Below are 25,243 nucleotides of genomic sequence, written 5' to 3'. Positions count from 1 at the left end.
TTCCCAAGGGAGTCTGTCGGGGTCTTTGCAGCAGGAATGCAGCACAGAAGTTTTTTTGTCCACTGCGATATACTGTATCCATATACAACCTATGCTATAATGAAGATACTGCCAAATTGCCGCAGACGGGATATGTTCCCAAACAGCGGCAGTTATCGAAAAAATCAATGGAAAGGATCATTTATTTATATGAAGAAAACGGACTGCACGCTGCCAAATACGGCCATACTGAACGAAATCACGGAGCCCCTGCTCCGCTGGTATCACGCACAGGAAACGGAGCGCGCGCTGCCGTGGCGCGAGGATGTGACGCCGTATCATGTCTGGCTGTCGGAAATCATGCTGCAGCAGACAAGGGCTAGTGCCGTCATCCCCTATTATCACCGCTTTTTGGCAAAGCTGCCGACGATTGCAGACCTGGCTGCGTGCAACGAAGATGCTTTAATGAAGCTCTGGCAGGGCCTTGGCTATTACAGCCGCGCGCGCAATCTCAAAAAGGCCGCCTGTGAGCTCGTAAATTCCTATGAAGGAAATCTGCCTGCCGACTTTGAACAGCTCTTAAAACTCCCCGGCATCGGCCGCTATACGGCCAGTGCCATTGGCTCAATTGCCTTTGGACTGCCCCTGCCCGCTGTCGACGGCAACATTCTGCGCGTCGTCATGCGCGTGCTTGCCTGCGGCGAAGATATCGCCCTGCCCGCGGTGAAACGCGCCGTCGAAGACGCCCTGACTCCCATTTACCCGGCAGGCTCGGAAGCCGGTGCCCTGAATCAGGCCTTTATGGACCTCGGCGCGATCGTCTGCCTGCCAAACGGCGCGCCGCACTGCGCCGCCTGCCCCCTTGCACGCCTCTGCCTTGCCCACGACCTCGGACAGGAACAAAAATTCCCTGTTAAGAGTGCAAAGAAAAAGCGCCGCGTCGAAAAGCTCACGGTGCTGCTCATCTATCAGGGAAAAAATCTCGCACTTCACAAACGCCCGGAAAAAGGCCTGCTCGCCGGTCTCTGGGAGCTGCCGAATCTCGCGGGGCATCTGACAAAGGCACAGCTCTATGAAGCCCTTGCCGAGCAAGGCCTGACAAAAGACGATATTGCTGCGGTACAGAAGCTGCCTGCAGCCAAACACATCTTCTCTCATGTCGAATGGCAGATGCACGGCTACAAAATCACGCTTGCAGAAGCGGCTTCTCAAATTGCCGAGGCAAAAACTGAATTCGTCTGGGCCAGTCCCGCAGAGCTGGCTGATACGTACAGCATTCCCTCAGCCTTTCAATACTTCCTTAACTTCCTCGAAAAAGAAAAATAAATTGCCTAAACAGCAAAAAAGAATGGCCCGGCGCTCAAAAGCGTCAAGCCATTCTTTTTTTGATTATACTACACTCAATGTGCGAGCTGCAAAATGCAGAAGAGCACAAAGCCAATGCCGGCACCGACAATGGAGCCGTTCATGCGGATCCAGAGCAAATCCGGCTCAACCTTGTCGTAAACGAGGTGATTGAGCTGTTCGTCGGTCAGGCGCGAAAGGACATTTTCGACGACGACGCCAACAAGCGTCTGGGCGTGCAGGGCCGAACGCGCGATGAGGTCATAGAGAAAGTGGCCGACCGTATGGCGAAGCTCGTCGTCGGTCTGCAGGAGATGCAGGCCGCGGTCGTATTCTTCCTCAATGATGTCCGCAAGGCGGCTGCGCAGTACGGGCAGATGCTCTTCAACGGCATCGACCTGACGCGCGGCATCGGCATCAAAATGCGCGCGCATATGAGCAGCAGCCCTGGCGACGGCTTCTTCAATCGGCAGCTCCGCGACGAGGCTGTCACGCAGTTCGTGTACGAGCTGATGAAATTCCGGCTCTGCATTGAGGACGGCGGCCTTTTCATAAAAGAGCGCGAGCATATCCTGCTGCAGCTCGGAGTCGCGCGTGCCGAGTTCCCTGAGCATGGCGACGAGCTGCTTCTGCATGGCTTTTGCCGCATCCTCAAGGTTCACGAGGTCCATGGCCTCGGCCAGTCCCGTGAGAAACAGTGCCAGTGTGCTCTTGGCCTTTTCCTTTTCGTAGGCCTCGAGCATCCCCTCAATGGCCTTGGCCGTCTCAGGCGCGGCCGCCCGCGTGCCGAGGTACGCTGCGAGCTTGGCAAGAAAGTCCTTATCGCGGCCGCTTCTCTGCAGCCAGCTGCCGACACTGGCAAAAATATCTTCAGGCTCCATCGTCTGCAGATGATGGCGGAGTTCCTGCGCAATCTCCATGGCCTTTTTCTCGCTGTCCCTGCGCAGCAGGAAACCGCGTGCATAGTGATAGAGCTGGCGCGAGACCGTCTCCCTCGTATCCTTTTCCCCGAGCCACTGCATGAGCATCGGCATGAGGTGCAGGCGCTCAAGATGGCGGAAGACCTTGCGCCGCGAGAAAAATTCCTTCTGGACCATCGTCACCGAGGCCTTGATGAAGGACTGACGGCGGCGCGGCAGGATGGCCGTGTGATACGGGAACCCCAGAGGCTTCCGGAAAAGGGCCGTGACGGCGAACCAGTCCGCGATGCCGCCGACGAGAGCGGCCTCCGCGCAGAACAGAAAGCCCGAAACGACCACGGACTGCCTCATCTGCAGATGCAGGAACAGGGCGATGAGGAATACGATAAAAGCAAGGAAGAGCACGCGGTCTGCCTTATTCCATGTTTTCGTCATACGCCCCACACCCTTTCTGCTGCCCAGACGAGAATATACAGTCCCATGCCGACGAGCGAACCGACAATCGAACCATTGATGCGAATCATCTGCAGGTCGTCCTGGACTTTTTCTTCGACAAAGGCCACAAGGGCATCATCGCTGAATTCTGCCAGACGCTCGCGAATGAGTCCCGGAATGAGCTCATGGTGCTTCTCGAGTTCGCTCTCAAGAAAATCTTTCATGAAGGTATCGAAACGGCGCTGCCACGGCTTCGACGCAACAAATGTATCGATGCGTTTTTCAACAAAGTCGTGCAGATGCGGCAGCCAGAAGGGATTTTCCCCCTTGAGGTTTGTCTCGAGCCATTTGGCAATCAGGCCTTCGATATCAACCTGCTCGAGCCATCTTTCCTTCCATTCTGCCAGTACATGGCGCAGGGATTCATCACGGCTGAAGGACAAAATCATGCTCTCAAAGCCAGCTTTGAGATGGGCATAGCTCTCTGTCTGCTCGCTCAAAAGGTCAGCAAGGCCTTTTTGGGCTTTTTCATTGAAGATGCGCAGGATTTCTTTATCATCAAGGCCAAGTGCTGAGAGCACAAAGGCCCTGCCTGCAGACTCTCCCTCGTATTCTTTGCGCAGGGTCTTGATATTATCAAGAAGAACCTGCTGCATGGCAGGCGAAGAAAGCACCTGCTCCCCGATGCTCAGGACACTGTGCAGGATGCGCCTTGTATGGCGCTCTTCGCCCAACAGGCGCACGAGTTCCAAAAGGATGTTCTCAAGGGCCAGCCCCTTGAGTCCCTCGCGCACGGCAGGAGCGAGTTCCTTGGCGACGCTCGCGCTGTCAAGGTCATTGACGATTTTTAAAACGACAGCATCCACCACGGAGACGACACCTTCGCGGCCGCCGCGATGCTCCAGATAATCGACGAGCAGCCCCGCCGTATCCTGCTCGCGGATGACGCGCATGATATTTTTCGTGCTCAGCAGGTCCTCACTCGCAAACGTCACGATGGCATCCATGATGCGGCCGCGGTTGCGGCGCAGGACATCCGTGCGGTAGGAAATGCCCAAGGGCTTACGGAAAAATGCCGTGACAGCAAACCAGTCCGCGAGGCCGCCAATCGTGGCGGCGAGGAAGCCATGATGAAAAAGTCCCATGGCAAAACCTGAACCGCTGGCCGCAAACGTGCCGAGAAAGCCCGCTGCGCTGATGCCCAGTGCCAGATTTGCCTTATATTTCTTCTGCAAACTTCACACCTCAGATTCCGGCGACGAGATCCTTGAGATATTTCTTGAACGGGCCGCCAAGGTCTTTGCGGCGCAGGGCAAATTCCACAGTCGCCTTGAGGAAGCCGAGTTTATCGCCGAGGTCGTAGCGCTTGCCTTCAAAGTCGTAGGCATAGACGGCCTGCTGGCGTGCCAGTTCTTTGAGAGCATCCGTGAGCTGGATCTCGCCGCCCTTGCCAGGGGCCGTATGCTCAAGAATGCCGAAGATTTCCGGACGAATGATGTAGCGGCCGAGTACAGCCATGCGGCTCGGCGCTTCTTCCAATGAAGGTTTTTCAATCATGTCGCGCACGCGCATGAGACGCGGATTGTCCGTCTTCTCGCCGGCAACAATGCCATAGGACGATACTTTTTCATCCGGTACGATTTGGCAGCCGAGGACCGAGCCGCCCGTCGCGTTATACACATCGATGAGCTGCTTTAAGGCCGGTTTCTCGGGATTGTAGACGACATCATCACCTAAAAGTACAGCGAAGGGCTCATCCCCCATAAAAGCCTTCGCGCAGAGAATGGCATCGCCGAGGCCGCGCATGTAGCGCTGGCGAATGTAGTGAATGCGGATATTTGCGGTATCCTGCACCATCTTCAAAAGGTCGAGTTTACCCTTTTTCTTGAGCTCGGCCTCAAGCGTCGGCGCCGAATCAAAGTGGTCCTCGATGGCGCGCTTGCCATGGCCGCTGACGATGAGGATTTCCTCAATGCCGCTCTGCAGGGCCTCCTCGACGATGTACTGAATGGTCGGTTTGTCGACGATCGGCAGCATTTCCTTTGGTGTAGCCTTCGTCGCAGGCAAAAAGCGCGTGCCGTAGCCCGCTGCCGGAATGACCGCTTTTCTGATTTTTTGCATGATATATTCCCCTAACATCTTGAATTTGGCAGTTCCCCTCTGCCAGAGTCATACTATATTATTATACACGAAGAAACCGTTCTCCTGCTACTAAAAAAAAGGAATGCCCCCACATCGCTGTGTTTTGGCATTCCTTTTCGTTAACATATGGTTAATTTTTATTTTTTATGGAAAATCCACATATAAGCGGCAAAATCCGTGTCGATTTTCGGCACTTCGATGCCGCTGTACATGAGCTCGTCACCGTAGAAGGATTTGCCCTCAAGGCTCAGGGCCTTGCTGCCGGCGCCGTCATGCGACAGGCCTTTTGCCGGCAGATACTTGCTGACTTCATAAAGAGCATCCGGCGCGAGGGCCTGCAGCTTCAACGTATGGAGCTCAGCAGCAGGGGTCGCCAGCGTCTTGAAATAGACGAGTACGATTTCACTGCCGTCTTGGCTGACAAATTCCCATGCCGTCTCATTGCCCTTGCCCGTAAATGGCGTCAGCAGACGGTAGAAACGGCCGAGCTGCATCGTCGGGCGAATCTTTTTGTACAGCTCGACATGGCTGCGGACTTCGGCTTTCTCTTCCTCGCTCATGCGCGTGATGTCCATTTCGTAGCCATAGCAGCCCATCATGGCGGCAAAGGCGCGCGTCTGCATCGGCGTCACGCGGCCGACCTGATGGTTCGGCGTGACGGAAACATGAGCGCCCATCGTGATTGGCGGGAAGACGAGGCTCGTGCCGCTCTGAATCGTGAGGCGGCAGATGGCATCCGTATCATCGCTCGTCCACGTCTGCGGCATGTAGTAGAGCATGCCGGCATCGAAGCGTCCGCCGCCGCCCGAACAGCTCTCAAAAAGAACATCGGGATGCGTCTGTGTAATGCGCTCGAGTACATCGTAAAGACCGAGGACAAAGCGCGTGCGCACCTCGCCCTGACGCTCCGGCGGCAGTTTCGCCGAGAAGGCGTCCGTCAGATGGCGGTTGAAATCCCACTTGACGTAGTCAATCGGCGAAGAGTCGAGAATCCTGCAGACGGAATCTACAATATAATCGCGGACATCTGCGCGCGAGAGGTCGAGCACGAGCTGATGGCGGCCGAACGTATACGGATAGTCCGGAGCCTTCAGGGCCCAGTCGGGATGCGCGCGGTAGAGGTCGGAATCCACGGAAACCATCTCGGGCTCAAACCACAGGCCGAATTTCAAACCGCGCTTATGGGCACTCTCGGCAACGCCCGTGAGCCCTCCTTTGAGCTTCTCCGTGTTGACAGCCCAGTCGCCAAGGGATGTATTGTCATCTTCGCGTTTGCCGAACCAGCCGTCATCGAGCACCATGAGCTCGAGGCCGAGGTCTTTCGCGCATTCTGCGAGATTGTCCATCTTCGCATCATCAAAGTCGAAGTACGTCGCTTCCCAGTTATTGACAAGGATTGGGCGCACAGCATCGCGGAATTTGCCGCGCACGATGTGATGGCGCACGACCTCGTGGAACGACTGGCTCATGCCGTTCAGGCCCTTGTCGCTGTAGACAAGCAGTGCCTCCGGTGTCTGGAAAGATTCCTCAGGCTCTAAGTGCCAGCGGAATTCAAACGGGTTGATGCCGCCGACGACACGCGTCGAGCCGAACTGCTCGACTTCGGTCTTCAGCGAGAATTCACCGCTCCAGATGAGGCTGAAGCCAAGGACTTCGCCGCTTGCTTCACCGGCATTTTTGCGCAGCAGCGCGAGAAACGGCGAGGCCTGATGCGAGCTTGCACCGCGGCGGCTTGCCGTCTCCTCGATGCCGTGCATGAGGGGGACGCGCTCCATCTGGCGCTCGGCGGCATGGCCGCCCCAGAGATTCAGCCGGTCGTAGTCGTGATCCGGCAAATCCAGTGCGAAGCTCGCTGCGTTCAGCAGTTCAAGCGCTTCTTTGCCGCTGTTTTTGATAACGGCGCTGCGTGCAATGACATCGGCATCGGCAAAAATCGTGTAGAGCAGATCGACAGCGAGCCTGCCTTTTGTATCTTCCAAATGAATTGTCAGCGTTTCCGCTTCGTCTTCTGCCGCATAGGAAGCCGGCAGTCCCTGCAGAGCCGGTTTGCCTTTCGCTGTTTCATAGCCCTGATAAAACAATTCGGTTGTTGTCGTGCCGTTGGCAAGGCGCACCTCGTAAGCCGGAATGCGAAAATCCGTATGCCCGTAAGCGGGATATTCCTGCGGCAGAACGTCCAGCGAGAACGTGCGCTCATTTTCATAAGCGGCCGGCTGCGGCGAAAATCCGCGGTCAATTTCCTGAAACGGCCGGCTGTCGCGGAAGGCGCGCAGTTTTCTGCCAAAATAGCGATGCATCAGATAGCGTCCGCGCACGACCTGCAGCACATAGCTGATGCTGCCATTGCTCAGGTGAAAAACGCCTGTCTTTTCATCAAACTGAATCATGTATGTTCCTTTCTATTATATTAGATAGCTTTAATATAGAAGGAGAAATGCTTCGTCTCATTCTTGACCGTGTACTCCGGCAGCACCGGTGCACCCCACGTATTGTCACCGCCGACGCCGCACTGAGCAAGCGAAGCGCGCAGATACGTATGATGGATTTCCGGCAGGTCATAGGCATGGCGGGCATTTTCGAGCTCATGTGCCGAATACGGCAGAGCCGAGGCCTCAAATGGGGCTTCGTCCATCGAAAGGCGCAGGCCGCGGCCGCGCTTGTCGACGGCCTCGATCCAGCGCACACCGCAGTGATTGCCCGTCTCCTGAGGCAGCAGATACGGCTCGATTTCGTCTTTCGTCGTTGTCTCGTAGATGCCGAGTTTTGCACCGCGCTGACGGTCGGCATAATTGTCAAGCGGACCAAAGCCGTAGAAACGGACCTGATCGTAATCAGCAGAGAGCGTAAAGAGCATTGCAAAATCCGGAATTTCCGGCAGGCTTTCCACCTTGTCGTAGTCGAGCTCGACTTTGACGGAGCCATCGCGCGTGACCGTATACGTCATGCTGCAGAGAGAAGCAGGCTGCGTTGCCAGTTCATACGTGAAGCGAAGTTTGACAAAGGAAGCATCGTATTCCCTCTGCCCGAGCTGTCCGAACCAGTCAAATTCCTGCCAATTGCCATCTTCATCCTGCATTTCCTTCTTGATGCAGCGGCGGTAAAGGCTCGCAAGTTTCCACTGGGCAACGGCGAAGTCGCGGCGGCTGCCGTAGTCGTTATCGACTGGTGCACGCCAGAACGAGGGCTTCGGGGCTTCTTCAAGGAGCTCGACGCCGTTGTATTTATAGGAAGTCAGATTGCCAAAGGCACTCGAGAACATGAGTTCAAAGCCCACACCGCGCACGCCGAGGTTGATATCGCCATGGACGATGTGCAGCGGTTTTTCCGGACGCGTCTCAAGCGGCATATTCGGCTTATAATGGAAGGCATGCGTATCATTGCGAAGTTCCGCTGCCTCAACGACTTCCTGCGTCCCTGGCACTTCAACTTCGTCAATCTGCCACGTTCCCTGTCCAAAGGCCACTTCAAAGCCCTGCTTTGCCCAAAGCGTATCCTCTTTCAGGCGCAGCGATGCCGTGACCGTCTCCTCGCCGGCACCCGTCAGCGGCAGAATGTCGAGCTCGATTTCGCCCTCTTTGCCCGGCTCGATATCCGGCGTATAGCGGTGATCCTCCCAGACTTTCTCGCCATCGAGTTCGACCGTCAGATAGAGCTCATACTCCGAGGCATTCGTGAAGAGGCTCTTATTGTGGATGGTCACTTTCTCAGGTTCGACGTCCAGCGTGAAATTCTGATAGTTGAACTTGACTTCCTGCATCTTCGTCGTCAGGCTGCGGTCGGCAAAGACGATGCCGTCGCCGCTGAAATTGCCGTCATTCGGACGGTCGCCAAAGTCGCCGCCGTACGCATAGGCATCCTTGCCGTAGCGGTCTTTATGCCAAATAGCCTGGTCGACGAAATCCCAGATAAAACCGCCCTGATACAGGGGCTCTTCGTCCGTGAGGTCCGTGTATTTGTGCATGCCGCCAATGCTGTTGCCCATGGCGTGCGTGTATTCGCAGCAGATAAACGGCTTATCGCGGTGCTCCGAGAGGAATTTCTTGATATCGGCAACAGGCGGATACATCTGGCTTTCCATGTCGCTCGTGCCATTGTAGCGGCGGTCCCAGAAAATATTTTCGTAGTGAACGAGACGCGTCGGATCGGCCTGACGGAAGTATTCGCTCATCACATAGAGGTCCTTGCCGCCGCAGGATTCATTGCCGCAGGACCAGATGAGGATGGCCGTGTGATTCTTGTCGCGCTCAAACATGGATTTTGCGCGGTCAAGGATGATATCCTGCCATTCCTCGTGGTCATTCGGCAGCGTCTCATCGATAATATCGCGTTTGCCATTGCGCATCCACGTACCATGGGTTTCGAGGTTCGTCTCATCGATGACATAGAGGCCATAGCGGTCGCAGAGGTCATAGATAAAGCTCGAATTCGGATAATGCGAGCAGCGCAGCGCGTTGATATTGTGCTGCTTCATGACAATGATATCCTTCTCGATCTCGGCAGGGTCAATGGCGCGGCCACGGTAGCAGTCGAATTCGTGGCGGTTCGTGCCCTTGAAGACAATGCGCTTGCCATTGAGCTTCATCAGGCCGTCTTCCATGCAGAATTTGCGGAAGCCAATGTTCTGCTGAATGACCTCCTGCAGATGCCCCTCTTCATCCTCCACCGTGATAATCGCGCGGTAGAGATTCGGATGTTCTGCACTCCAGAGCTCGATATCATTGATTTCCGCTTCAAAGGAAGAGGTCAGGCCTTCTACTTCCTGCAGTTCCGAAAGGTAGCAGTCCTCATGGAACGTCGCATCGAAAAGCTCAATGCGGACTTTGTGAGCGGCAGGATTGTTCCACTTCATATCGAGGTGCAGTCTGCCATCTTTGTAGTCGCGGATTGGCTCAGCCGTGACGCGCAGATCCTCGATGTGGATGGCCGGCTTCGTATAGAGCAGCACTTCGCGGAAAATGCCCGAGAATCGCCAGAAATCCTGATCTTCGAGCCAGCTGCCCGAGCTGAAGCGGAAAACCTGGAGAGCAAGACGGTTCGTACCCTCTTTGAGGTATGGCGTGAGGTCAAAATCAGACGGCGTAAACGAATCCTCGCTGTAGCCAACGTATTTGCCATTGAGGTAAACAGCCACAGCCGTCTCCACGCCCTGCAGGGAAAGGAATGCATTTTCCCAGCCATCCGGCAGAATGAAATCCTTGACATACGAACCGACTGGATTATCGCGCTTGGGTACCTCGCCCGGATGAACGACTTCATGGCCGTCCCACGGATAAACCTGATTCGTGTACTGCGGCACGCCGTGTCCCTCCATCTGCCAATGCGCCGGCACGCGGATGGTCTCCCAACCGCTCACATCATAATCCGGCTGCTCGAAGCCCTGCGGACGGGCCGCAAGATTGCGCGCATAATGGAAATACCAGAGTCCATTGAGGCTGCGGCGCAGCGACGAAACGCCGTTGGCGAGCTCGAGAGCATCGGCATAGGCGATATGGTCGCTGTGAGCCGGCAGGCGGTTCTCGGCAAAGAACGATGGATCTGCTAAACGATCGACGGTGAACATCAAAATTCCTCCCTATATCCTTATACTGCTTCTATTCTATATTATATTGTATTCGACTCTTCTTGAGGTTTTTCCTCGTAAAGGGCATAAAAAAAGGCCGCTGTATCATTTCAGGTACAACGGCCTCTTACTGGTCAAATGAATGATGGACTCATATTTGGCCGTATATGGGATTTTGTAGATTTTGTATGATTACTTGCTGAGCTGTTCCCATTTCTCTTCAAGCTCGCGGACGATGCGTGCATGTTCTGCTTCAGTCAGCGTAACTTTTGCACGATAGATGAACGTCGAGAGGATCAAGAGGATGATCGGGCCGGCGAACATGACGAGCTGGAAGTGGAACAGGGCATCCGGCGTGATGTCGGCAGCGGAAGCACCGCCCGTCATGCCAACCCAAACGGCAACGAGGCCGATGATGCCGCTCGAAACAGCACCTGCGAATTTATCAACGAGAGGACGTACGCAGAGGCAGACAGCTTCATCGCGGTGACCAATCTTGAGCTGGCCATACTCGACGGAGTCGGTGATCGTCATGAGGACAACGAGGAAGACAAGCGGCTGCGGCAGAGCGAAGAGGCCTGCACCAATCAGAGCCATCGTGACGTTCGTGCCGGACATAGCGTAAATAATGAGCGCTACGAGCATGATGCCGACAGAAGCGAAGAAGAGTTTGCGGCGGCTGAATTTCGACGTGAGAGCCGGGAACAGGGCAACGGCGATCAGGCCGATGACCGTGTTGATGACACCGAGGATGGAGAATTTCGTAGCATCGCCGATGACGTAGATGAAGTAATAGAGGTTGAAGTTATTGACGACGTTGATGCCGATACCATAAACGAGGTAAGCAATAGCCGTCCACATGAGCTGGTCGTTCTGAGTCAGGACTTTGAATACGTCTTTTGCGGAAGTTTCCGTCTTGTTTTCACGAAGAGCACTTTCCTGCTCATGCGTGCCAAGACCGAGGATGATAGCACCGAGCGTTGCGATACCGCCGCCGATGCAGGCAAATGCGAACCAGCCTGTCGGGTCACCGGCACCGCCGTTCTGATTCAGCGAGAAGTAAAGGACAATCGGCATAACGATGACCGTGACGAGGTTGGCACCGAAAACGGAACCGATACGGGCAATCGTAGCCGTGATATCACGTTCATGGGAATCAAAGGAAAGAGCCGGGATCATGGACCAGATAGCGACATCCTTAGCGCTGTAGAAGATATCCATGATGAAGTAAACGATGGCGAACAGGATGAGGTACAGCGTCGGGTTCGTAACCGTCAGGCCGCCGAAGTCCGTGAACAGGAGGGCGAGCGTGATGGCTGCAACGAAGGCACCGACGATAACCCACGGTTTAAAACGGCCCCAACGGGTTTTCGTCTTATCGATGAGGTTGCCGATGAACGGATCGACGAAGAGTTCCAAGATACGGAGTACGAGGATGATCGTCGTAACGATACCGATCATGTAAGCATCATGACTCGGGCTGTCCGAATGGAACAGGTTACTCGTGACGAAGATCATGAAATAAGTACCGATCATGGCGTAGAAGACGTCATGACCAAACGTGCCGCACGCGTAGCAGATGCGCTGCAGTAATTTGCTATTCATTATGAATGCCTCCCCAAAAAATTTATCCCCTATTCGTTATCAAGCCTTGACGGTGTTGATGTAGGCGATGATGCCATCGGCGATTGCATCGAGCGAAGCGCCCTTGCTCGTGTTGACGACGAGGTCGTAGTTCGCGCCGTCACCCCAAGTCTGGCCCGTGTAGTAGTTGTAGTAACGGGCACGCTTTGCGTTCTCCTGATTGAGCTCTTTGAGGCTCTTGCCTTCGTAAACCGTCTTGCCGCGCTGCTCGCGGTATTCGTCGTCAGCGCAGACGAAGATATCGAAGTGGTTGTCATTGTTGCGGAGAGCATAGTCTGCGCAGCGGCCGAGGAAGATGCACGAACCATCTTCTGCGATTTTGCGGATGACAGCCGACTCGCTCATGAACATGCCCTGACTCGATTCACCCATGTGCGTACCGAACGAATGGAACGGGATGAAGCTCAGGGACAGCGGCTTTACCGTGTTCTCCATCTCGAGGAGTTCATCCTCACTGAGGTCGTGGATGCCGAGCTTGGCTGCGGCCAGATGGACGAGCTGACGGTCGTAGAGCTTGACATTCAGCTTCTTGGCCAGAATGCCCGCGAGCTCACGGCCACCCGCACCATACTGACGGCTGATCGTGATGACGAGATTCTCTTTCATTTTCGATTTCCCCTTTCAAAGTGTAAACGTTTTCGTTTTATCTGCCTTAAAAGACAACGACGGCAGTTGGAAGAAAATGGTAATGATAAGTTCTCGGTTATGCCTTGTTGTCATTTACTTAGGTAGTAGCAAACGTTTTCTTTTGCTTACATTCTGTATTATACGCTATTGAATAATAAAAAGCAAGACCATTTTTAGGATTTTTTCTTTTTTTTATGTTTTCGAAATTGTAGTGACAAATCTCATAGGAAATACAAAAAACAGAGGTATAGAGTAAACGTATTCTCTATACCTCTGTTCATTTAGCAAACTTTCTTATTTCGCCATGAGTTTGGCGACTTTATTGGCAAAGTCGACCGGATTTTCCGGCAGGATGCCCTCAATCAGCAGGGCCTGCGTGTAAAGAAGGTCGCAGTAATCCTTGAACTCCTGACTGTCCTTGCCGGCTTCATGCAGTTCCTTGAGGCGGCTGAAGAGCTCGTGATGCGGGTTGATCTCGAGGATGCGTTTTGCCTTGAACAGCGGATTCTTCATCTGCGAGAAGGTCTGCTCCATCGAGAGCGACGGGCCGGCTTCGTCGGCCACGAGGCAGACAGCACTCGATTTGAGTCGCGAGGAAACCTTGACATCCTCGACTTTATCGCCCAGGGCTGCCTTGATATCCTTCATGAGGTCACTGTTGTCCTTCTGGATTTCCTCCGTTTCCTTCTTGACTTCCTGACTCTCGGCATCGTCGAGGCCAAGGTCGCCGCGGCTGATGGAATGGAACGGCTTCTCCTCATACTGATGAATCGTCTCGATGGCGAACTCATCCACAGGGTCGAGGAGATACAGGACCTCAATGCCCTTATCGCGCAGCGTCTCCATCTGCGGCAGGTGCTCGATGGTCTCTTTATCCTTGGCCGTTGCATAGTAAATCTTCTTCTGGCTCTCCGGCATGCGCTCGACATATTCCTTGAGCGTGACGAGCTTGTCTTCCTTCGAGCTCATGAAAAGCAGCAGGTCCTTGAGCTTGTCCACCGTATCCGACGAACCGCTGTAGATGCTGTTATAGACACCGATTTTCAGGGATTTGCCGTACTCATTCCAGAACTTCTCGTACCATTCGCGGTCATTCTTGAGCTTGCGCGCGAGTGTCTTCAGGATGTTCTTCTCAAGGGCGCGGCCAATCAGCTTAAGTTCACGGCTCTGCTGCAGAAGTTCACGCGAGATGTTGAGCGAGAGGTCCGGCGAATCGACAAGGCCCTTCATGAAGCGCAGATAGTCCGGCAGCAAATCCTTGCACTTATCCATGATGAAGACATGGCGGCTATAGAGCTGCAGGCCCGGCTCGTAGTCCGTCTGATAGAGGTTGTACGGGGCATGGGCCGGGATGGCCAAGAGCGCCGTGTACTCGACCGTACCTTCGGCCTTCGTATGGAAGACTTCCATCGGGTCCTCCCACTCATGGAACTGATGCTTGAAGAACTCGTTGTACTCTTCCTTCTTGATGTCCGACTTGTTCTTCGTCCAGAGCGGCTGCATGGAGTTGAGCGTGCGCGTCTCGACTTTCTTGATCTTGTCAGCACCCTCGATTTCCTTGCCGTCCTTGTCCTTCGGCGTTTCCTCAAACTCAAAGTCCATCTTGATTGGGTAGCGGACGTAGTCGCTGTACTTCTTGACGAGGCGTTCAAGCTCATAATTGTCCGTGAAGTCCTGCTCAGCATCCTTGCCATAGAACTCCTTCTTGAGCGTCAGCGTGATGGCCGTACCGCGTTTATCGCGCTCAGCCTCTTCAATCGTGTAAGAGCCATCAGCATTCGACTCCCACTTCCAGGCCTGTTTCTCGCCGGCCTTGCGCGTCACAATCGTGACTTTCTCCGCGACCATGAACGCCGAATAGAAGCCGACACCGAACTGACCGATCATTTCCTTGTCCGTGAGGTCTTTGTTCTCCTCTTTGGCCTTCTTGAGCTGTTCGAGGAAGGCCTTCGTGCCGGATTTAGCGATGGTGCCGATGTTCTCGATGAGTTCATCGCGCGTCATGCCAATGCCGTTATCGGCAATCGTCAGCGTGTGGTTCTCCTTGTCCGGCGTCAGGAAAATCTCAAAGGACTCGTCCCCTTCGAGGATAGCGCGGTTCGTCAGGCTCTCAAAATGAGCCTTGTCGATTGCATCCGAAGCGTTGGAGATGAGCTCGCGCAGGAAAATCTCATGGTTCGTATAAATCGAATGGATCATGAGGTCGAGGAGCTGCTTCGTCTCCGCTTGGAATTCATGTTTCTCTTTTGCCATGTGAATCTGCCTTTCTTATATGAAATGTATTGTTATCGTTCTGATGTTAGCACTCATCATCTTCGAGTGCTAACGTACAGATAATAATATACACCATAAACAACAAAAAGTCAAAGAATATATAAAAAAAGAACCTGCCCACTGGCAGGTTTTCTCTCTCTGTATCGTCATACGTTTCAGCAGGCGGCAGCAGCTCTTTGCTCCTGTGCATCCGCAAGGCGCATTCTGCCGACAAAGTGATTGGTTAAATGGACTTCAAAATCCTCTTTGACCTTTGCCAGCACAGCATAGTCGGCTGCCTGCATCTCTTCTTCCTCGCCTTCCGGCGTAAAAGCCTTGAAGGACGGGATTTCCTCGCTGCCCGTGAAGACGAGCACGCGGTCGGCACCAACACCATAGCGGCGGTGCGTGAGCAGGCGGATAGCTCCTGCACCCGGCATGAAGCCCGTCGTACCATCCATTACCATATATTCTTTATTCTCTGCCTTATAGATCCGAACGATCATCATGCCGGTCACCCTTTCTTTTCTCTTTCTCTCTGACGATGACTCTATTATAGCAGGCATATATTTGCAATAAAATCACAAAATATGCTTTATATATTGCAAAAAGTGTTCTATGATAGAGCAAGGAGGGAAAATCATGAAGAATTATCCGAAAAAAGGCTACCTCATCAGCAATTTCCGCGTCTTTCATCTGCGCGACAGGCAGCTGCGCCCCATACCGTTCCATTACCACGATTTCCACAAGGTCATCCTGTTCCTCGGCGGCCATGTCGATTACATCATTGAAGGCAAACTCTACCATCTGCAGCCAAACGACATCATCTTCGTTTCGGCCGGCGAGATTCACCGGCCCGTCTTCCTTGATGACAAAGCCCCTTACGAGCGCATCGTCATTTACGTCGCGCCGGAATTTTTGCAGCGCTGGTGTAAGCAGGCAGACCTCGCCCAATGCTTTCGCACGGCCAAAGCAGAAGGCAGCGTCATGCATCAGCTGCCGAACCGCAGCCATGACCTGCTGTTTCACATGGACAAGCTCGAAAAAACAGCCCATGGCGAAGGTTTCGCCAATGGGCTGTACACAGAGATTCTCTTTATTGAATTTTTGATTCTGCTGAACCGCAGCATCGAAGACCATGAGCTTGAGACGCTCGGCAGTGTTTCTTATGATGAGAAAATCCAGCAGGTCCTCACGTACATCAATGAACACCTGTCAGAAGACCTCTCCATCGAGACACTCGCGGGCAAGGTTTTCCTCAGCCGCTATTATCTCATGAAGAAGTTCAAAGCCGATACAGGCTACAGCCTGCACGCCTACATACGCAGCAAGCGCCTGCTCTATGCCCGCGACCTGCTGCGTACGAAAAAGACCGTCACTGACATCAGCCGTGAAGCAGGTTTTCAGGATTACTCGACATTTTCGCGGGCCTTCCATGGTCTTTTCCACTGTTCACCAAAGGAATGGCGCGCACATCATTTATCCGCGGCAGATTCACGGTCGAGCAGCTTCTGAACAGCATCCTGCATATGCGTATCCTTGACCGACTCAATCTGACCGGCATCGCATTCGGCTGCAAGCTGCGGCTCAATCGGGATGCGGGCGAGCACATCGAGACCGTAGGATTTCGCGATTTCCTCGATATGGCTCTTGCCGAAAATCTCGTGGCGCTTGCCGCAGTCCGGGCATTCAAAGTAGCTCATGTTCTCGACGAGACCGAGAATAGGCACTTTCATGCCCTCAGCCATCTTGACAGCCTTCTCTACAATCATGGAAACGAGTTCCTGCGGGCTTGTGACGATGATGATGCCATCGAGCTTGATGGACTGCATGACCGTCAAAGGCACATCGCCCGTTCCCGGCGGCATGTCGACAAACATGTAGTCGATGTCTTCCCAGATGAAATCGTGCCAGAACTGCTTGACGACGCCGCTGATGATTGGACCGCGCCAGACGACAGGGTCCGTCGAATTCTCGAGCAGCAGATTCATGCTGACAACGTCGATGCCGCCGGCCGTGCGCACCGGATAAGCACCGGCCTGACTGCCGCGCACCTCGCCCTTCGTGCCGAACATCTTCGGGATGGACGGGCCCGTGATATCGGCATCGAGGATGCCCGTATGCTTGCCCTTGCGGCTCATAGCCACGGCCATGAGGCCAGTGACGAGGGATTTACCCACACCGCCTTTGCCGCTGACGACGGCGATGACGTGACGGATGGTGCTGAGTTCATTCGGCGCTTCGTGGAAATCCTTCTTGCGCGTGTCCTGCCCGCAGGTCGTGCCGCAGGAACCACAGTCGTGATTACAAGTTTCTGCCATATTTATATCCTCCAAACTATATGAAGCTATGGTTTTGCATAGTTTTGCCTATAATGCAAAAACCCTCCCCGCAGGCGGGGAAGGTTTTCTTTTTATGCATTTATCAGAGATGCAGCTCAGGCATTTGCCGTATCTGCCGGAGTCTCTTCCGTGCTGTCTTCAGCAGCCGGAGCTTCCTCCGCCGGTTTCGGGTCGTTATCGATGACCTTGAGGTTGCGGTAACGGCTCATGCCCGTACCAGCCGGAATGAGTTTGCCGATGATGACATTCTCTTTGAGGCCGATGAGCGGATCTACCTTGCCCTTGATGGCAGCATCCGTCAGGACACGAGTCGTTTCCTGGAACGATGCAGCCGACAGGAAGGAATCCGTAGCGAGGGAAGCCTTCGTGATACCGAGCAGGATTGGCTTAGCCACAGCCGGCTCGCCGCCTTCCTCGATTGCCTTGGTATTGGCACCTTCGAAAGCGTTGATGTCGATGTACTCGCCCGGCAGGAAATCCGTGCTGCCGGATTCCTCGATCTTCACCTTGTGAAGCATCTGGCGAACCATGACTTCGATATGTTTATCGTTGATTTCAACACCCTGGGATTTGTATACCTTCTGTACTTCGTACACGAGGTAACGCTGCGTAGCCTGCAGACCGCAGACGCGCAGGATATCATGCGGGTTGACAGAGCCCTCGGTCAGGCGGTCGCCCGGCATGAGGTGCATGCCCTGCTTGACGTGCATACGTGCACCGTACGGGATGGCGTATTCACGAGCCTGGCCTTCCGACGGACGGATTGTGACTTTGCGCATGCCCTTGCCCGTATCTTCGACTTCAGCATCGCCTTCGATCTCAGCGATGATGGCATGATGCTTCGGTTTGCGCGCTTCGAAAAGTTCCTCGACACGCGGAAGACCCTGGGTGATATCGTCACCGGCAACACCGCCGGAGTGGAACGTACGCATGGTGAGCTGCGTGCCCGGCTCGCCGATGGACTGTGCGGCAATCGTACCGACAGCCTCGCCGATTTCAACCTCAGCCTGGTTGGCAAGGTCACGGCCATAGCACTTGACGCAGACACCGAACTGCGATTTGCAGGTCAGGACGCTGCGGATGGATACGCGGTCGCGTACCTTCTCGATGCGTTTTGCGAGGTCTTCATCCACCATATCGTTGATGGAAGCAATGCGCTCGCCCGTCTCCGGATCATCGATGTCTTCAGCGAGGAAACGGCCGACGATACGCTCTGCGAGCGATTCGATGATGCCGTCGCCTTCCTTGATGGCTTCGACTTCAATGCCGCGGACGTTGTTGTTGCGGATGTGGATTTCCTTGGCATCGCTGTCAAGGGCCTTCTGGATGTCATCCTGCGTAAGCTTCGTGCCAGCTTCGAGGACAACCGTGCCATCCGGATTGACAACATCATGCGTGATTTCCTTGCCGTTCATCTCCTGGAAGATAGCCTGGCGCGTCTTTTCACGCTCTTTGTCGTCCGGCTCGCCGAGAGTGATGACTTCCGTAATCATCGCGTTGGAAAGCGATGCCTCCGAAGCCAGCGAAGAGCCGCGTACCATGATTTCATGAACGTTCTTCTCACCGATTGTCGTGAGTTTCTCCTCATCGAGAATCGTGTCTTTCGGGAACAGAACTTCCTTCGTCTCCGGATCCATGACATCAGCGCCGAGCAGACGGCCCATGAGGCTGTCGTTGAGGAGCTCAAGAGCATCGAACGTCGAAGGAACGAGACGTGCGCGGTCCTGAACGAGGTTCAGCGTCGAGACATCGCAGTCCTCTTCGCGGACAATGACATCCTGAGCGACGTCGACGAGACGGCGTGTGAGGTAACCCGAGTCAGCCGTACGCAGTGCCGTATCAGCAAGACCTTTGCGGGCGCCATGCGAAGAAATGAAGTAATCGGATACCGAGAGGCCTTCACGGAAGTTGGCCGTGATTGGCAGGTCGATGATCTTACCGGACGGGTCAGCCATAAGGCCGCGCATGCCGGCGAGCTGACGCATCTGCTGTTTATTACCGCGGGCACCGGAGTCAGCCATCATGAAGATTGGGTTGAAGGCGTCCATGTTGTCCATCATGGCATCAGCGACATCGTCCGTGGCTTTCGACCACAGAGCAACGACCTTATGATAACGCTCGTCTTCCGTGATAAGACCGCGGTCATACTGACGCTCGACCTTATTGACGACTTTCTGCGTATCGTTGATGATGGTTTCCTTCTGCGGCGGCACGATGACATCGGAAATAGCGATGGACATGCCGGCGATGCAGGCGTAATGGTAACCGAGGTTCTTGACGTTATCGATGACTTCTGCCGTCTTCGTAGCGCCAAAGTGGTTGTAGCAGTTGGCAACGAGTGCACCGAGCTGCTTTTTCTTCATGAGGATGCCGAGGCCCCACGAGCCATCGTCCTCCTTATGGAAGTAACGGAGTTCCGGCGGCAGGATCTCGTTGAAGATCATGCGGCCGAGGCTCGTCTTGACGAGCGAAGTTTCGCCGTCCGGCGTCTTCATGCGGCACTGCAGGGATGCCTGCAGTTCGAGGTCATGCTGCTGATAAGCGAGCAGTGCCTCAGCAATGCCCGTGACGACCATGCCCTCGCCCTTAGCACCCGGCCTGAGAATCGTCAGGTAGTAGGAACCGAGCACCATATCCTGTGTCGGTACGATGATTGGTTTGCCGTCTTTCGGTGCGAGGATGTGGTTGGCTGCGAGCATGAGGATGCGGGCCTCAGCCTGTGCCTCAGCCGACAGCGGCAGATGGATAGCCATCTGGTCACCATCGAAGTCGGCGTTGTAAGCCGTGCAGGCCAGCGGATGAAGCTTCAGGGCATGGCCCTCAGTGAGGACCGGCTCGAAAGCCTGAATGCCGAGGCGGTGCAGCGTCGGGGCACGGTTCAAGAGAACCGGATGCTCCTTGATGACGTCTTCGAGGACATCCCAGACTTCTGGGCGTGCGCGTTCTACCATGCGCTTCGCGCTCTTGATATTGTGGGCAGCACCCGAAGCAACGAGCTTCTTCATGACAAACGGCTTGAAGAGCTCGAGAGCCATGACTTTCGGCAGGCCGCACTGATGCAGCTTGAGTTCCGGACCGACAACGATAACGGAACGGCCGGAATAGTCAACGCGCTTGCCGAGCAGGTTCTGACGGAAACGGCCCTGTTTGCCCTTCAGCATGTCGGAAAGGGATTTCAGCGGACGGTTGCCCGGGCCCGTGACCGGACGGCCGCGGCGGCCGTTATCAATCAGGGCATCGACAGCTTCCTGCAGCATGCGTTTCTCGTTGCGCACGATGATGTCCGGCGCACCGAGGTCCAAAAGGCGCTTGAGGCGGTTGTTGCGGTTGATGACGCGGCGATAGAGGTCGTTGAGGTCGGACGTCGCAAAACGGCCGCCGTCGAGCTGTACCATTGGGCGCAGGTCTGGCGGGATGACCGGCACGACATCGAGAATCATCCACGACGGCTTGTTGCCGGATTTGCGGAAAGCCTCGACGACTTCGAGACGGCGGATGGCACGGACCTTTTTCTGGCCGGAAGCCGTGCGGACTTCCTTGCGCAGAACTTCGCTCATGCGGTCGAGGTCGAGCTCTTCGAGGAGCTCTTTAATGGCCTCAGCACCCATGCCAACGCGGAACGTGTTGCCGTATTTCTCGAGTGCGTCATGATAGTCCTTCTCGGAGAGCAGGCTCTTCTTCGTGAGATCCGTCTCGCCCGGGTCAAGGACAATGTAATAAGCAAAATAGAGAACCTTCTCGAGGGCACGCGGCGAGATATCGAGGATCAGGCCCATGCGGCTCGGAATGCCTTTGAAATACCAGATATGGGAGACCGGCGCTGCGAGCTCGATATGGCCCATGCGCTCACGGCGGACTTTCGCCCTCGTCACCTCGACGCCGCAGCGGTCGCAGATGATGCCCTTATAACGGATGCGCTTGTACTTGCCGCAATGACATTCCCAGTCACGCGTCGGTCCGAAAATGCGCTCGCAGAACAGGCCGTCACGCTCTGGCTTGAGCGTGCGGTAGTTGATGGTCTCCGGCTTCTTGACTTCGCCGTAGGACCACTCCCGGATTTTCTCCGGGGAAGCAAGCCCGATGCGCATCGAATCAAAATTATTTACATCCAGCAAAGAGATGACACTCCCTTCTTATTTCTCATCATTTCCATCTTCGGACGGATCCACGATCGAACCGAGGCTGCCGATATCGGCAATGATGTCATCCGGCTTCTCGTCGTCGGACGGTGCACCTTCGTCGTAATGGTCAGCGGCATCGGCCTTGGCAGCGGCATCCTCGCCCTTCGACGGGTCAACACCTGCTACATCGAGGTCGAGATTCTTTGCCTTTTCGTTGATGTTCTCATCATCGTCATCGTCATCCTGGATCGTGATTTCCTTGGCATCCTCATTGAGGACCTTGATATCAAGACCAATGGACTGGAGCTCTTTGATGAGGACCTTGAAGGATTCCGGAACACCCGGTTCAGGGATATTCTCACCTTTGACGATTGCTTCGTATGCCTTGACACGGCCGACGACATCATCGGACTTGACCGTGAGGATTTCCTGCAGCGTGTAGGCAGCACCGTAAGCCTCGAGAGCCCAAACCTCCATTTCGCCGAAGCGCTGGCCGCCGAACTGTGCTTTACCACCGAGCGGCTGCTGCGTGACGAGGGAGTACGGGCCCGTGGAACGGGCATGAATTTTATCATCGACGAGGTGATGCAGTTTAAGGAAGTACGTGCAGCCGACCATGACGCGGTTCTCGAACGGTTCACCCGTGCGGCCGTCGTAAAGAACCGTCTTGCCGTCGAGCGGCAGGCCGGCAGCCTTGATCGTGCCGAATACTTCTTCGTCGCTCGCGCCATCGAAGACCGGCGTAGCGATATGGAGACCTGCAACATCCGGTTTCGGCATGCCGAGGCGGTCGACATCGTAGCCGAGGTCACGCAGGCGCTGCTCAATCGTCGGATTGTGCTCCTTAATCTGTTTGCCGATTTCAAGGACGGCACGGCCGAGGTGCGCCTCGAGGATCTGTCCGATATTCATACGGGACGGGACACCCAGAGGATTCAGAACAATATCGACCGGCGTGCCATCCGGCAGGAACGGCATGTCTTCCTGGCGCATAATGCGCGAAACGACACCCTTGTTGCCGTGACGGCCTGCCATCTTATCACCGACGGAAATCTTACGCTTCTGAGCGATGTAGACGCGCACGAGGCGGTTGACGCCCGGCGGCAGCTCATCGTTGTTCTCGCGGCTGAAGATCTTGACGTCGACAATCTTGCCCTGCTCGCCATGCGGCACGCGCAGCGACGTGTCGCGGACTTCGCGGGCCTTCTCGCCAAAGATAGCGCGCAGCAGGCGCTCCTCGGCCGTCAGCTCCGTCTCGCCTTTCGGCGTGACCTTGCCGACGAGGATATCGCCAGGACGTACATCGGCACCAATCGAGATGATGCCTTCTTCATCGAGGTCCTTCAGGGCATCTTCGGCAACATTCGGAATGTCGCGCGTGATTTCCTCAGGTCCGAGCTTCGTATCACGGGCATCGCATTCGTATTCCTCGATATGGATGGACGTGTAGATATCACGCTTGACAAGGTTCTCGGACAGGAGGACAGCATCCTCGTAGTTGTAGCCTTCCCAAGGCATGTAGGCAACGATGATATTGTAGCCGAGAGCGAGCTCGCCGTGGTCTGTAGCAGGACCGTCAGCAATCGGCTGCTTCTCCTCTACTTCGTCGCCTTTATAGACAATCGGGACCTGATTGATGCAGGTGCCCTGGTTGGAACGCAGGAATTTCTGCAGTTTATAGTGGTCAAGTTCGCCATCTTTCGTGCGGACATTGATGTAATCTGCCGTGACTTCCTCGACAACACCGGCATGCTTGGCGAGAACCATGACGCCGGAGTCGCAGGCTGCCTTGTACTCCATGCCCGTACCGACGAGCGGAGCCTGCGTGCGCAGCAAAGGAACAGCCTGACGCTGCATGTTTGCACCCATCAGAGCACGGTTCGCATCATCGTTTTCGAGGAATGGGATCATCGTCGTGGCAATCGAGAAGACCTGACGCGGGCTGACGTCCATGTAGTCAACCGTTTCGCGTGCATGCAGACCCGTTTCTTCATTATAACGTGCCGTGACGCGCTCATTGACAAACCATTCGTTGTCATCGAGCGGCTCATTGGCCTGGGCGATGACGAGCTCATCCTCTTCATCAGCCGTCAGATAACGGACTTCATCCGTCACGCGGTGATTTTCTTTATCGACGCGGCGGTACGGCGTTTCCATAAAACCGAACTGGTTGACGCGCGCGTACGTGGCGAGCGAACCGATAAGACCGATGTTCGGGCCTTCTGGGGACTCAACCGGGCACATGCGGCCGTAATGGGAGTTGTGAACATCGCGGACTTCGAAGCCTGCGCGCTCACGGGAAAGACCGCCAGGGCCAAGGGCCGACAGACGGCGTTTATGCGTAAGTTCAGACAGCGGGTTGTGCTGGTCCATGAACTGCGAGAGCTGGGAGGAACCGAAGAATTCCTTAACCGCTGCGACGACCGGACGAATGTTGATGAGTGCCTGCGGCGTAATGACATCGACATCCTGAATCGTCATGCGCTCGCGGACCACGCGCTCCATGCGCGAAAGGCCGATGCGGAACTGATTCTGCAGGAGTTCGCCGACGGCGCGTACACGGCGGTTGCCGAGGTGGTCGATATCATCCGTCGAACCGAAGCCATCCATGAGGTTCAAAAGATAGCTGATGGACGCCATGATATCGTTTTTCGTGATCGTGCGGTCATGGATATCAAGCGTTGGCGAGCAGAGCAGGCGGACTTTCGTGCCGTCTTTCTTTAAGAGGTACAGCGTAATGAGCTTGCCTTCGCCAAAGAGCTGCTTCTCGCGCTCAACGTCCACGGCATCGAGCATGTCTTCCGTAACGGTTTCGCCCTGCGGAATGACAATCTCGCCCGTTTTGTGGTCGACAATTGGCTCAGCGAGAACCTTGCCGAGGATGCGGCGCTTCCAGCCGAGTTTCTTCGTGAGTTTATAGCGGCCGACCGTAGCGAGGTCGTAGCGTTTCGGGTCAAAGAACAGCGAATTGAGGAGCTGCGTAGCATTGTCCTCATTGGCCGGCTCGCCCGGACGCAGGCGCTTGTAAATCTCGATAACGGCCTTGCCCTGCGACTTGACTTCTTCGCCATCGCGCTCAATCGTATTGAGCATGCGCGGGTCGTCACCAAAGAGTTCAAGGATTTTCTCATCAGTATCAAAACCGAGTGCACGGATGAAATACGTCACCGGCATCTTGCGCGTGCGGTCGATGCGGACGGAAATGACGTCATTGGCATCCGTCTCGAGCTCGATCCAGGCACCGCGGTTTGGAATGACCGTTGCATTGTAGAGATGCTTGCCCGTCGGGTCGATCTCCTCGCCGTAATAGGCACCTGGAGAACGAACGAGCTGGCTGACAATGACACGTTCTGCACCATTGATGATGAACGTACCCGTATCCGTCATGAGCGGAAAATCGCCCATGAATACTTCCTGCTCCTTGATTTCACCTGTCTCGCGATTGATAAGGCGGACATTTACCCGAAGAGGTGCTGCCAGCGTCACATCGCGCTCTTTGCACTCGTCGAGGTCATATTTTGGCTCGCCGAGCGAGAAGCTCTCGAAGGACAAGACAAGATTTCCGGAGAAATCCTGAATTGGTGAGATATCACGGAAGATTTCCTGCAGTCCTTTATCGAGGAACCACTTGTAACTGTTCCGCTGGATGTCCAGCAGATGCGGCATTTCCATGACCTCTTTGATTCTGGCATAGCTATACCTGGTTCGTTTGCCCACCGGCACAGGATTAAACATTAAATCCTTCACCCCTTAGCCTGATTTTACTAGAATGTTTTTTGAAAGATAGGGAAACAACACAAATAGACGCGGAATCATAAAACAAGAAAAAAACAAGGTTTGCTTATATTTTTGCACCTTGCTTCCGTTCCTTTCCGC

At 54.8% G+C, this 25,243-nt stretch carries 14 protein-coding genes; 2 read left to right on the top strand and 12 right to left on the bottom strand.

The annotated features are described in order from the left end of the window. Positions 1-189 precede the first annotated feature (189 nt). Complete coding sequence (gene mutY / locus ACE419_RS05550) at positions 190-1,305, top strand: A/G-specific adenine glycosylase (RefSeq protein WP_435721291.1); 1,116 nt, start codon at positions 190-192, stop codon at positions 1,303-1,305. A gap of 74 nt (positions 1,306-1,379) precedes the next feature. Here mutY and ACE419_RS05545 read toward each other — a convergent pair whose 3' ends face one another. The 9 genes from ACE419_RS05545 to ACE419_RS05505 form a co-directional block, all read right to left on the bottom strand. Continuing rightward, a complete protein-coding gene (locus ACE419_RS05545; protein WP_432648153.1) occupies positions 1,380-2,678 on the bottom strand; it encodes a DUF445 domain-containing protein in 1,299 nt (432 codons plus the stop codon). Then, complete coding sequence (locus ACE419_RS05540; RefSeq protein WP_435721290.1) at positions 2,675-3,913, bottom strand: DUF445 family protein; 1,239 nt, start codon at positions 3,911-3,913, stop codon at positions 2,675-2,677. Before ACE419_RS05540 ends, ACE419_RS05545 begins: the two co-directional genes overlap by 4 nt. 10 nt (positions 3,914-3,923) lie before the next feature. Next, positions 3,924-4,799 (bottom strand): UTP--glucose-1-phosphate uridylyltransferase GalU, encoded by an 876-nt coding sequence (gene galU / locus ACE419_RS05535; RefSeq protein ID WP_432648151.1) that lies wholly within the window; start codon positions 4,797-4,799, stop codon positions 3,924-3,926. Positions 4,800-4,957: 158 nt separating this feature from the next. Continuing rightward, positions 4,958-7,207 (bottom strand): alpha-galactosidase, encoded by a 2,250-nt coding sequence (locus ACE419_RS05530; protein ID WP_435721289.1) that lies wholly within the window; start codon positions 7,205-7,207, stop codon positions 4,958-4,960. 20 nt (positions 7,208-7,227) lie between these two features. After that, positions 7,228-10,380, bottom strand: a complete 3,153-nt coding sequence (gene lacZ, locus ACE419_RS05525) for a beta-galactosidase, LacZ type (protein WP_435721288.1) — start codon at positions 10,378-10,380, stop codon at positions 7,228-7,230. Positions 10,381-10,572: 192 nt separating this feature from the next. Beyond that, on the bottom strand, positions 10,573-11,985 hold the full coding sequence (locus ACE419_RS05520) for a glycoside-pentoside-hexuronide (GPH):cation symporter (protein WP_435721287.1): 1,413 nt from the start codon (positions 11,983-11,985) through the stop codon (positions 10,573-10,575). A 39-nt stretch (positions 11,986-12,024) separates the two neighbouring features. Further along, on the bottom strand, positions 12,025-12,630 hold the full coding sequence (locus ACE419_RS05515; protein ID WP_435721286.1) for a cytidylate kinase-like family protein: 606 nt from the start codon (positions 12,628-12,630) through the stop codon (positions 12,025-12,027). Between the two features lie 315 nt (positions 12,631-12,945). Then, on the bottom strand, positions 12,946-14,904 hold the full coding sequence (htpG, locus tag ACE419_RS05510; RefSeq protein ID WP_295716142.1) for a molecular chaperone HtpG: 1,959 nt from the start codon (positions 14,902-14,904) through the stop codon (positions 12,946-12,948). Between the two features lie 176 nt (positions 14,905-15,080). Next, entirely contained in the window at positions 15,081-15,413 is a 333-nt protein-coding gene (locus ACE419_RS05505) for a diaminopimelate epimerase (RefSeq protein ID WP_435721285.1), read from the bottom strand. Between the two features lie 133 nt (positions 15,414-15,546). On the opposite strand from ACE419_RS05505, the gene ACE419_RS05500 reads away from it, so the two are divergent. Continuing rightward, the gene (locus ACE419_RS05500; protein WP_435721284.1) at positions 15,547-16,419 is read left to right on the top strand and encodes a helix-turn-helix domain-containing protein; all 873 of its coding nucleotides are present in this window, start codon (positions 15,547-15,549) and stop codon (positions 16,417-16,419) included. Here the strand turns inward: ACE419_RS05500 and ACE419_RS05495 are convergent. The 3 genes from ACE419_RS05495 to rpoB all read right to left on the bottom strand — a co-directional run bounded on the left by ACE419_RS05495 (position 16,380) and on the right by rpoB (position 25,102). After that, positions 16,380-17,225, bottom strand: coding sequence for a P-loop NTPase (locus ACE419_RS05495; RefSeq protein ID WP_435721283.1), 846 nt, complete (start codon positions 17,223-17,225; stop codon positions 16,380-16,382). The two genes, ACE419_RS05500 and ACE419_RS05495, sit on opposite strands and share 40 nt — an antisense overlap. 116 nt (positions 17,226-17,341) lie before the next feature. Then, the gene (rpoC, locus tag ACE419_RS05490) at positions 17,342-21,361 is read right to left on the bottom strand and encodes a DNA-directed RNA polymerase subunit beta' (RefSeq protein WP_435721282.1); all 4,020 of its coding nucleotides are present in this window, start codon (positions 21,359-21,361) and stop codon (positions 17,342-17,344) included. An 18-nt stretch (positions 21,362-21,379) separates the two neighbouring features. Continuing rightward, positions 21,380-25,102, bottom strand: a complete 3,723-nt coding sequence (rpoB, locus tag ACE419_RS05485; protein WP_435721281.1) for a DNA-directed RNA polymerase subunit beta — start codon at positions 25,100-25,102, stop codon at positions 21,380-21,382. Between the last annotated feature and the right edge of the window lie 141 nt (positions 25,103-25,243).

The sequence above is a fragment of the Mitsuokella apri genome (assembly GCF_047974105.1).
In the GTDB taxonomy this organism is placed as follows: domain Bacteria; phylum Bacillota; class Negativicutes; order Selenomonadales; family Selenomonadaceae; genus Mitsuokella.
This window is presented reverse-complemented; position numbering and strand designations above follow the sequence as displayed.

Coding starts and splice junctions, on each gene's coding strand:
- mutY (WP_435721291.1), top strand. CDS start 190: ATGAAGAAAACGGACTGCACGCTGCCAAATACGGCCATACTGAACGAA.
- ACE419_RS05545 (WP_432648153.1), bottom strand. CDS start 2,678: ATGACGAAAACATGGAATAAGGCAGACCGCGTGCTCTTCCTTGCTTTT.
- galU (WP_432648151.1), bottom strand. CDS start 4,799: ATGCAAAAAATCAGAAAAGCGGTCATTCCGGCAGCGGGCTACGGCACG.
- ACE419_RS05530 (WP_435721289.1), bottom strand. CDS start 7,207: ATGATTCAGTTTGATGAAAAGACAGGCGTTTTTCACCTGAGCAATGGC.
- lacZ (WP_435721288.1), bottom strand. CDS start 10,380: ATGTTCACCGTCGATCGTTTAGCAGATCCATCGTTCTTTGCCGAGAAC.
- ACE419_RS05520 (WP_435721287.1), bottom strand. CDS start 11,985: ATGAATAGCAAATTACTGCAGCGCATCTGCTACGCGTGCGGCACGTTT.
- ACE419_RS05515 (WP_435721286.1), bottom strand. CDS start 12,630: ATGAAAGAGAATCTCGTCATCACGATCAGCCGTCAGTATGGTGCGGGT.
- htpG (WP_295716142.1), bottom strand. CDS start 14,904: ATGGCAAAAGAGAAACATGAATTCCAAGCGGAGACGAAGCAGCTCCTC.
- ACE419_RS05505 (WP_435721285.1), bottom strand. CDS start 15,413: ATGATGATCGTTCGGATCTATAAGGCAGAGAATAAAGAATATATGGTA.
- ACE419_RS05500 (WP_435721284.1), top strand. CDS start 15,547: ATGAAGAATTATCCGAAAAAAGGCTACCTCATCAGCAATTTCCGCGTC.
- ACE419_RS05495 (WP_435721283.1), bottom strand. CDS start 17,225: ATGGCAGAAACTTGTAATCACGACTGTGGTTCCTGCGGCACGACCTGC.
- rpoB (WP_435721281.1), bottom strand. CDS start 25,102: ATGTTTAATCCTGTGCCGGTGGGCAAACGAACCAGGTATAGCTATGCC.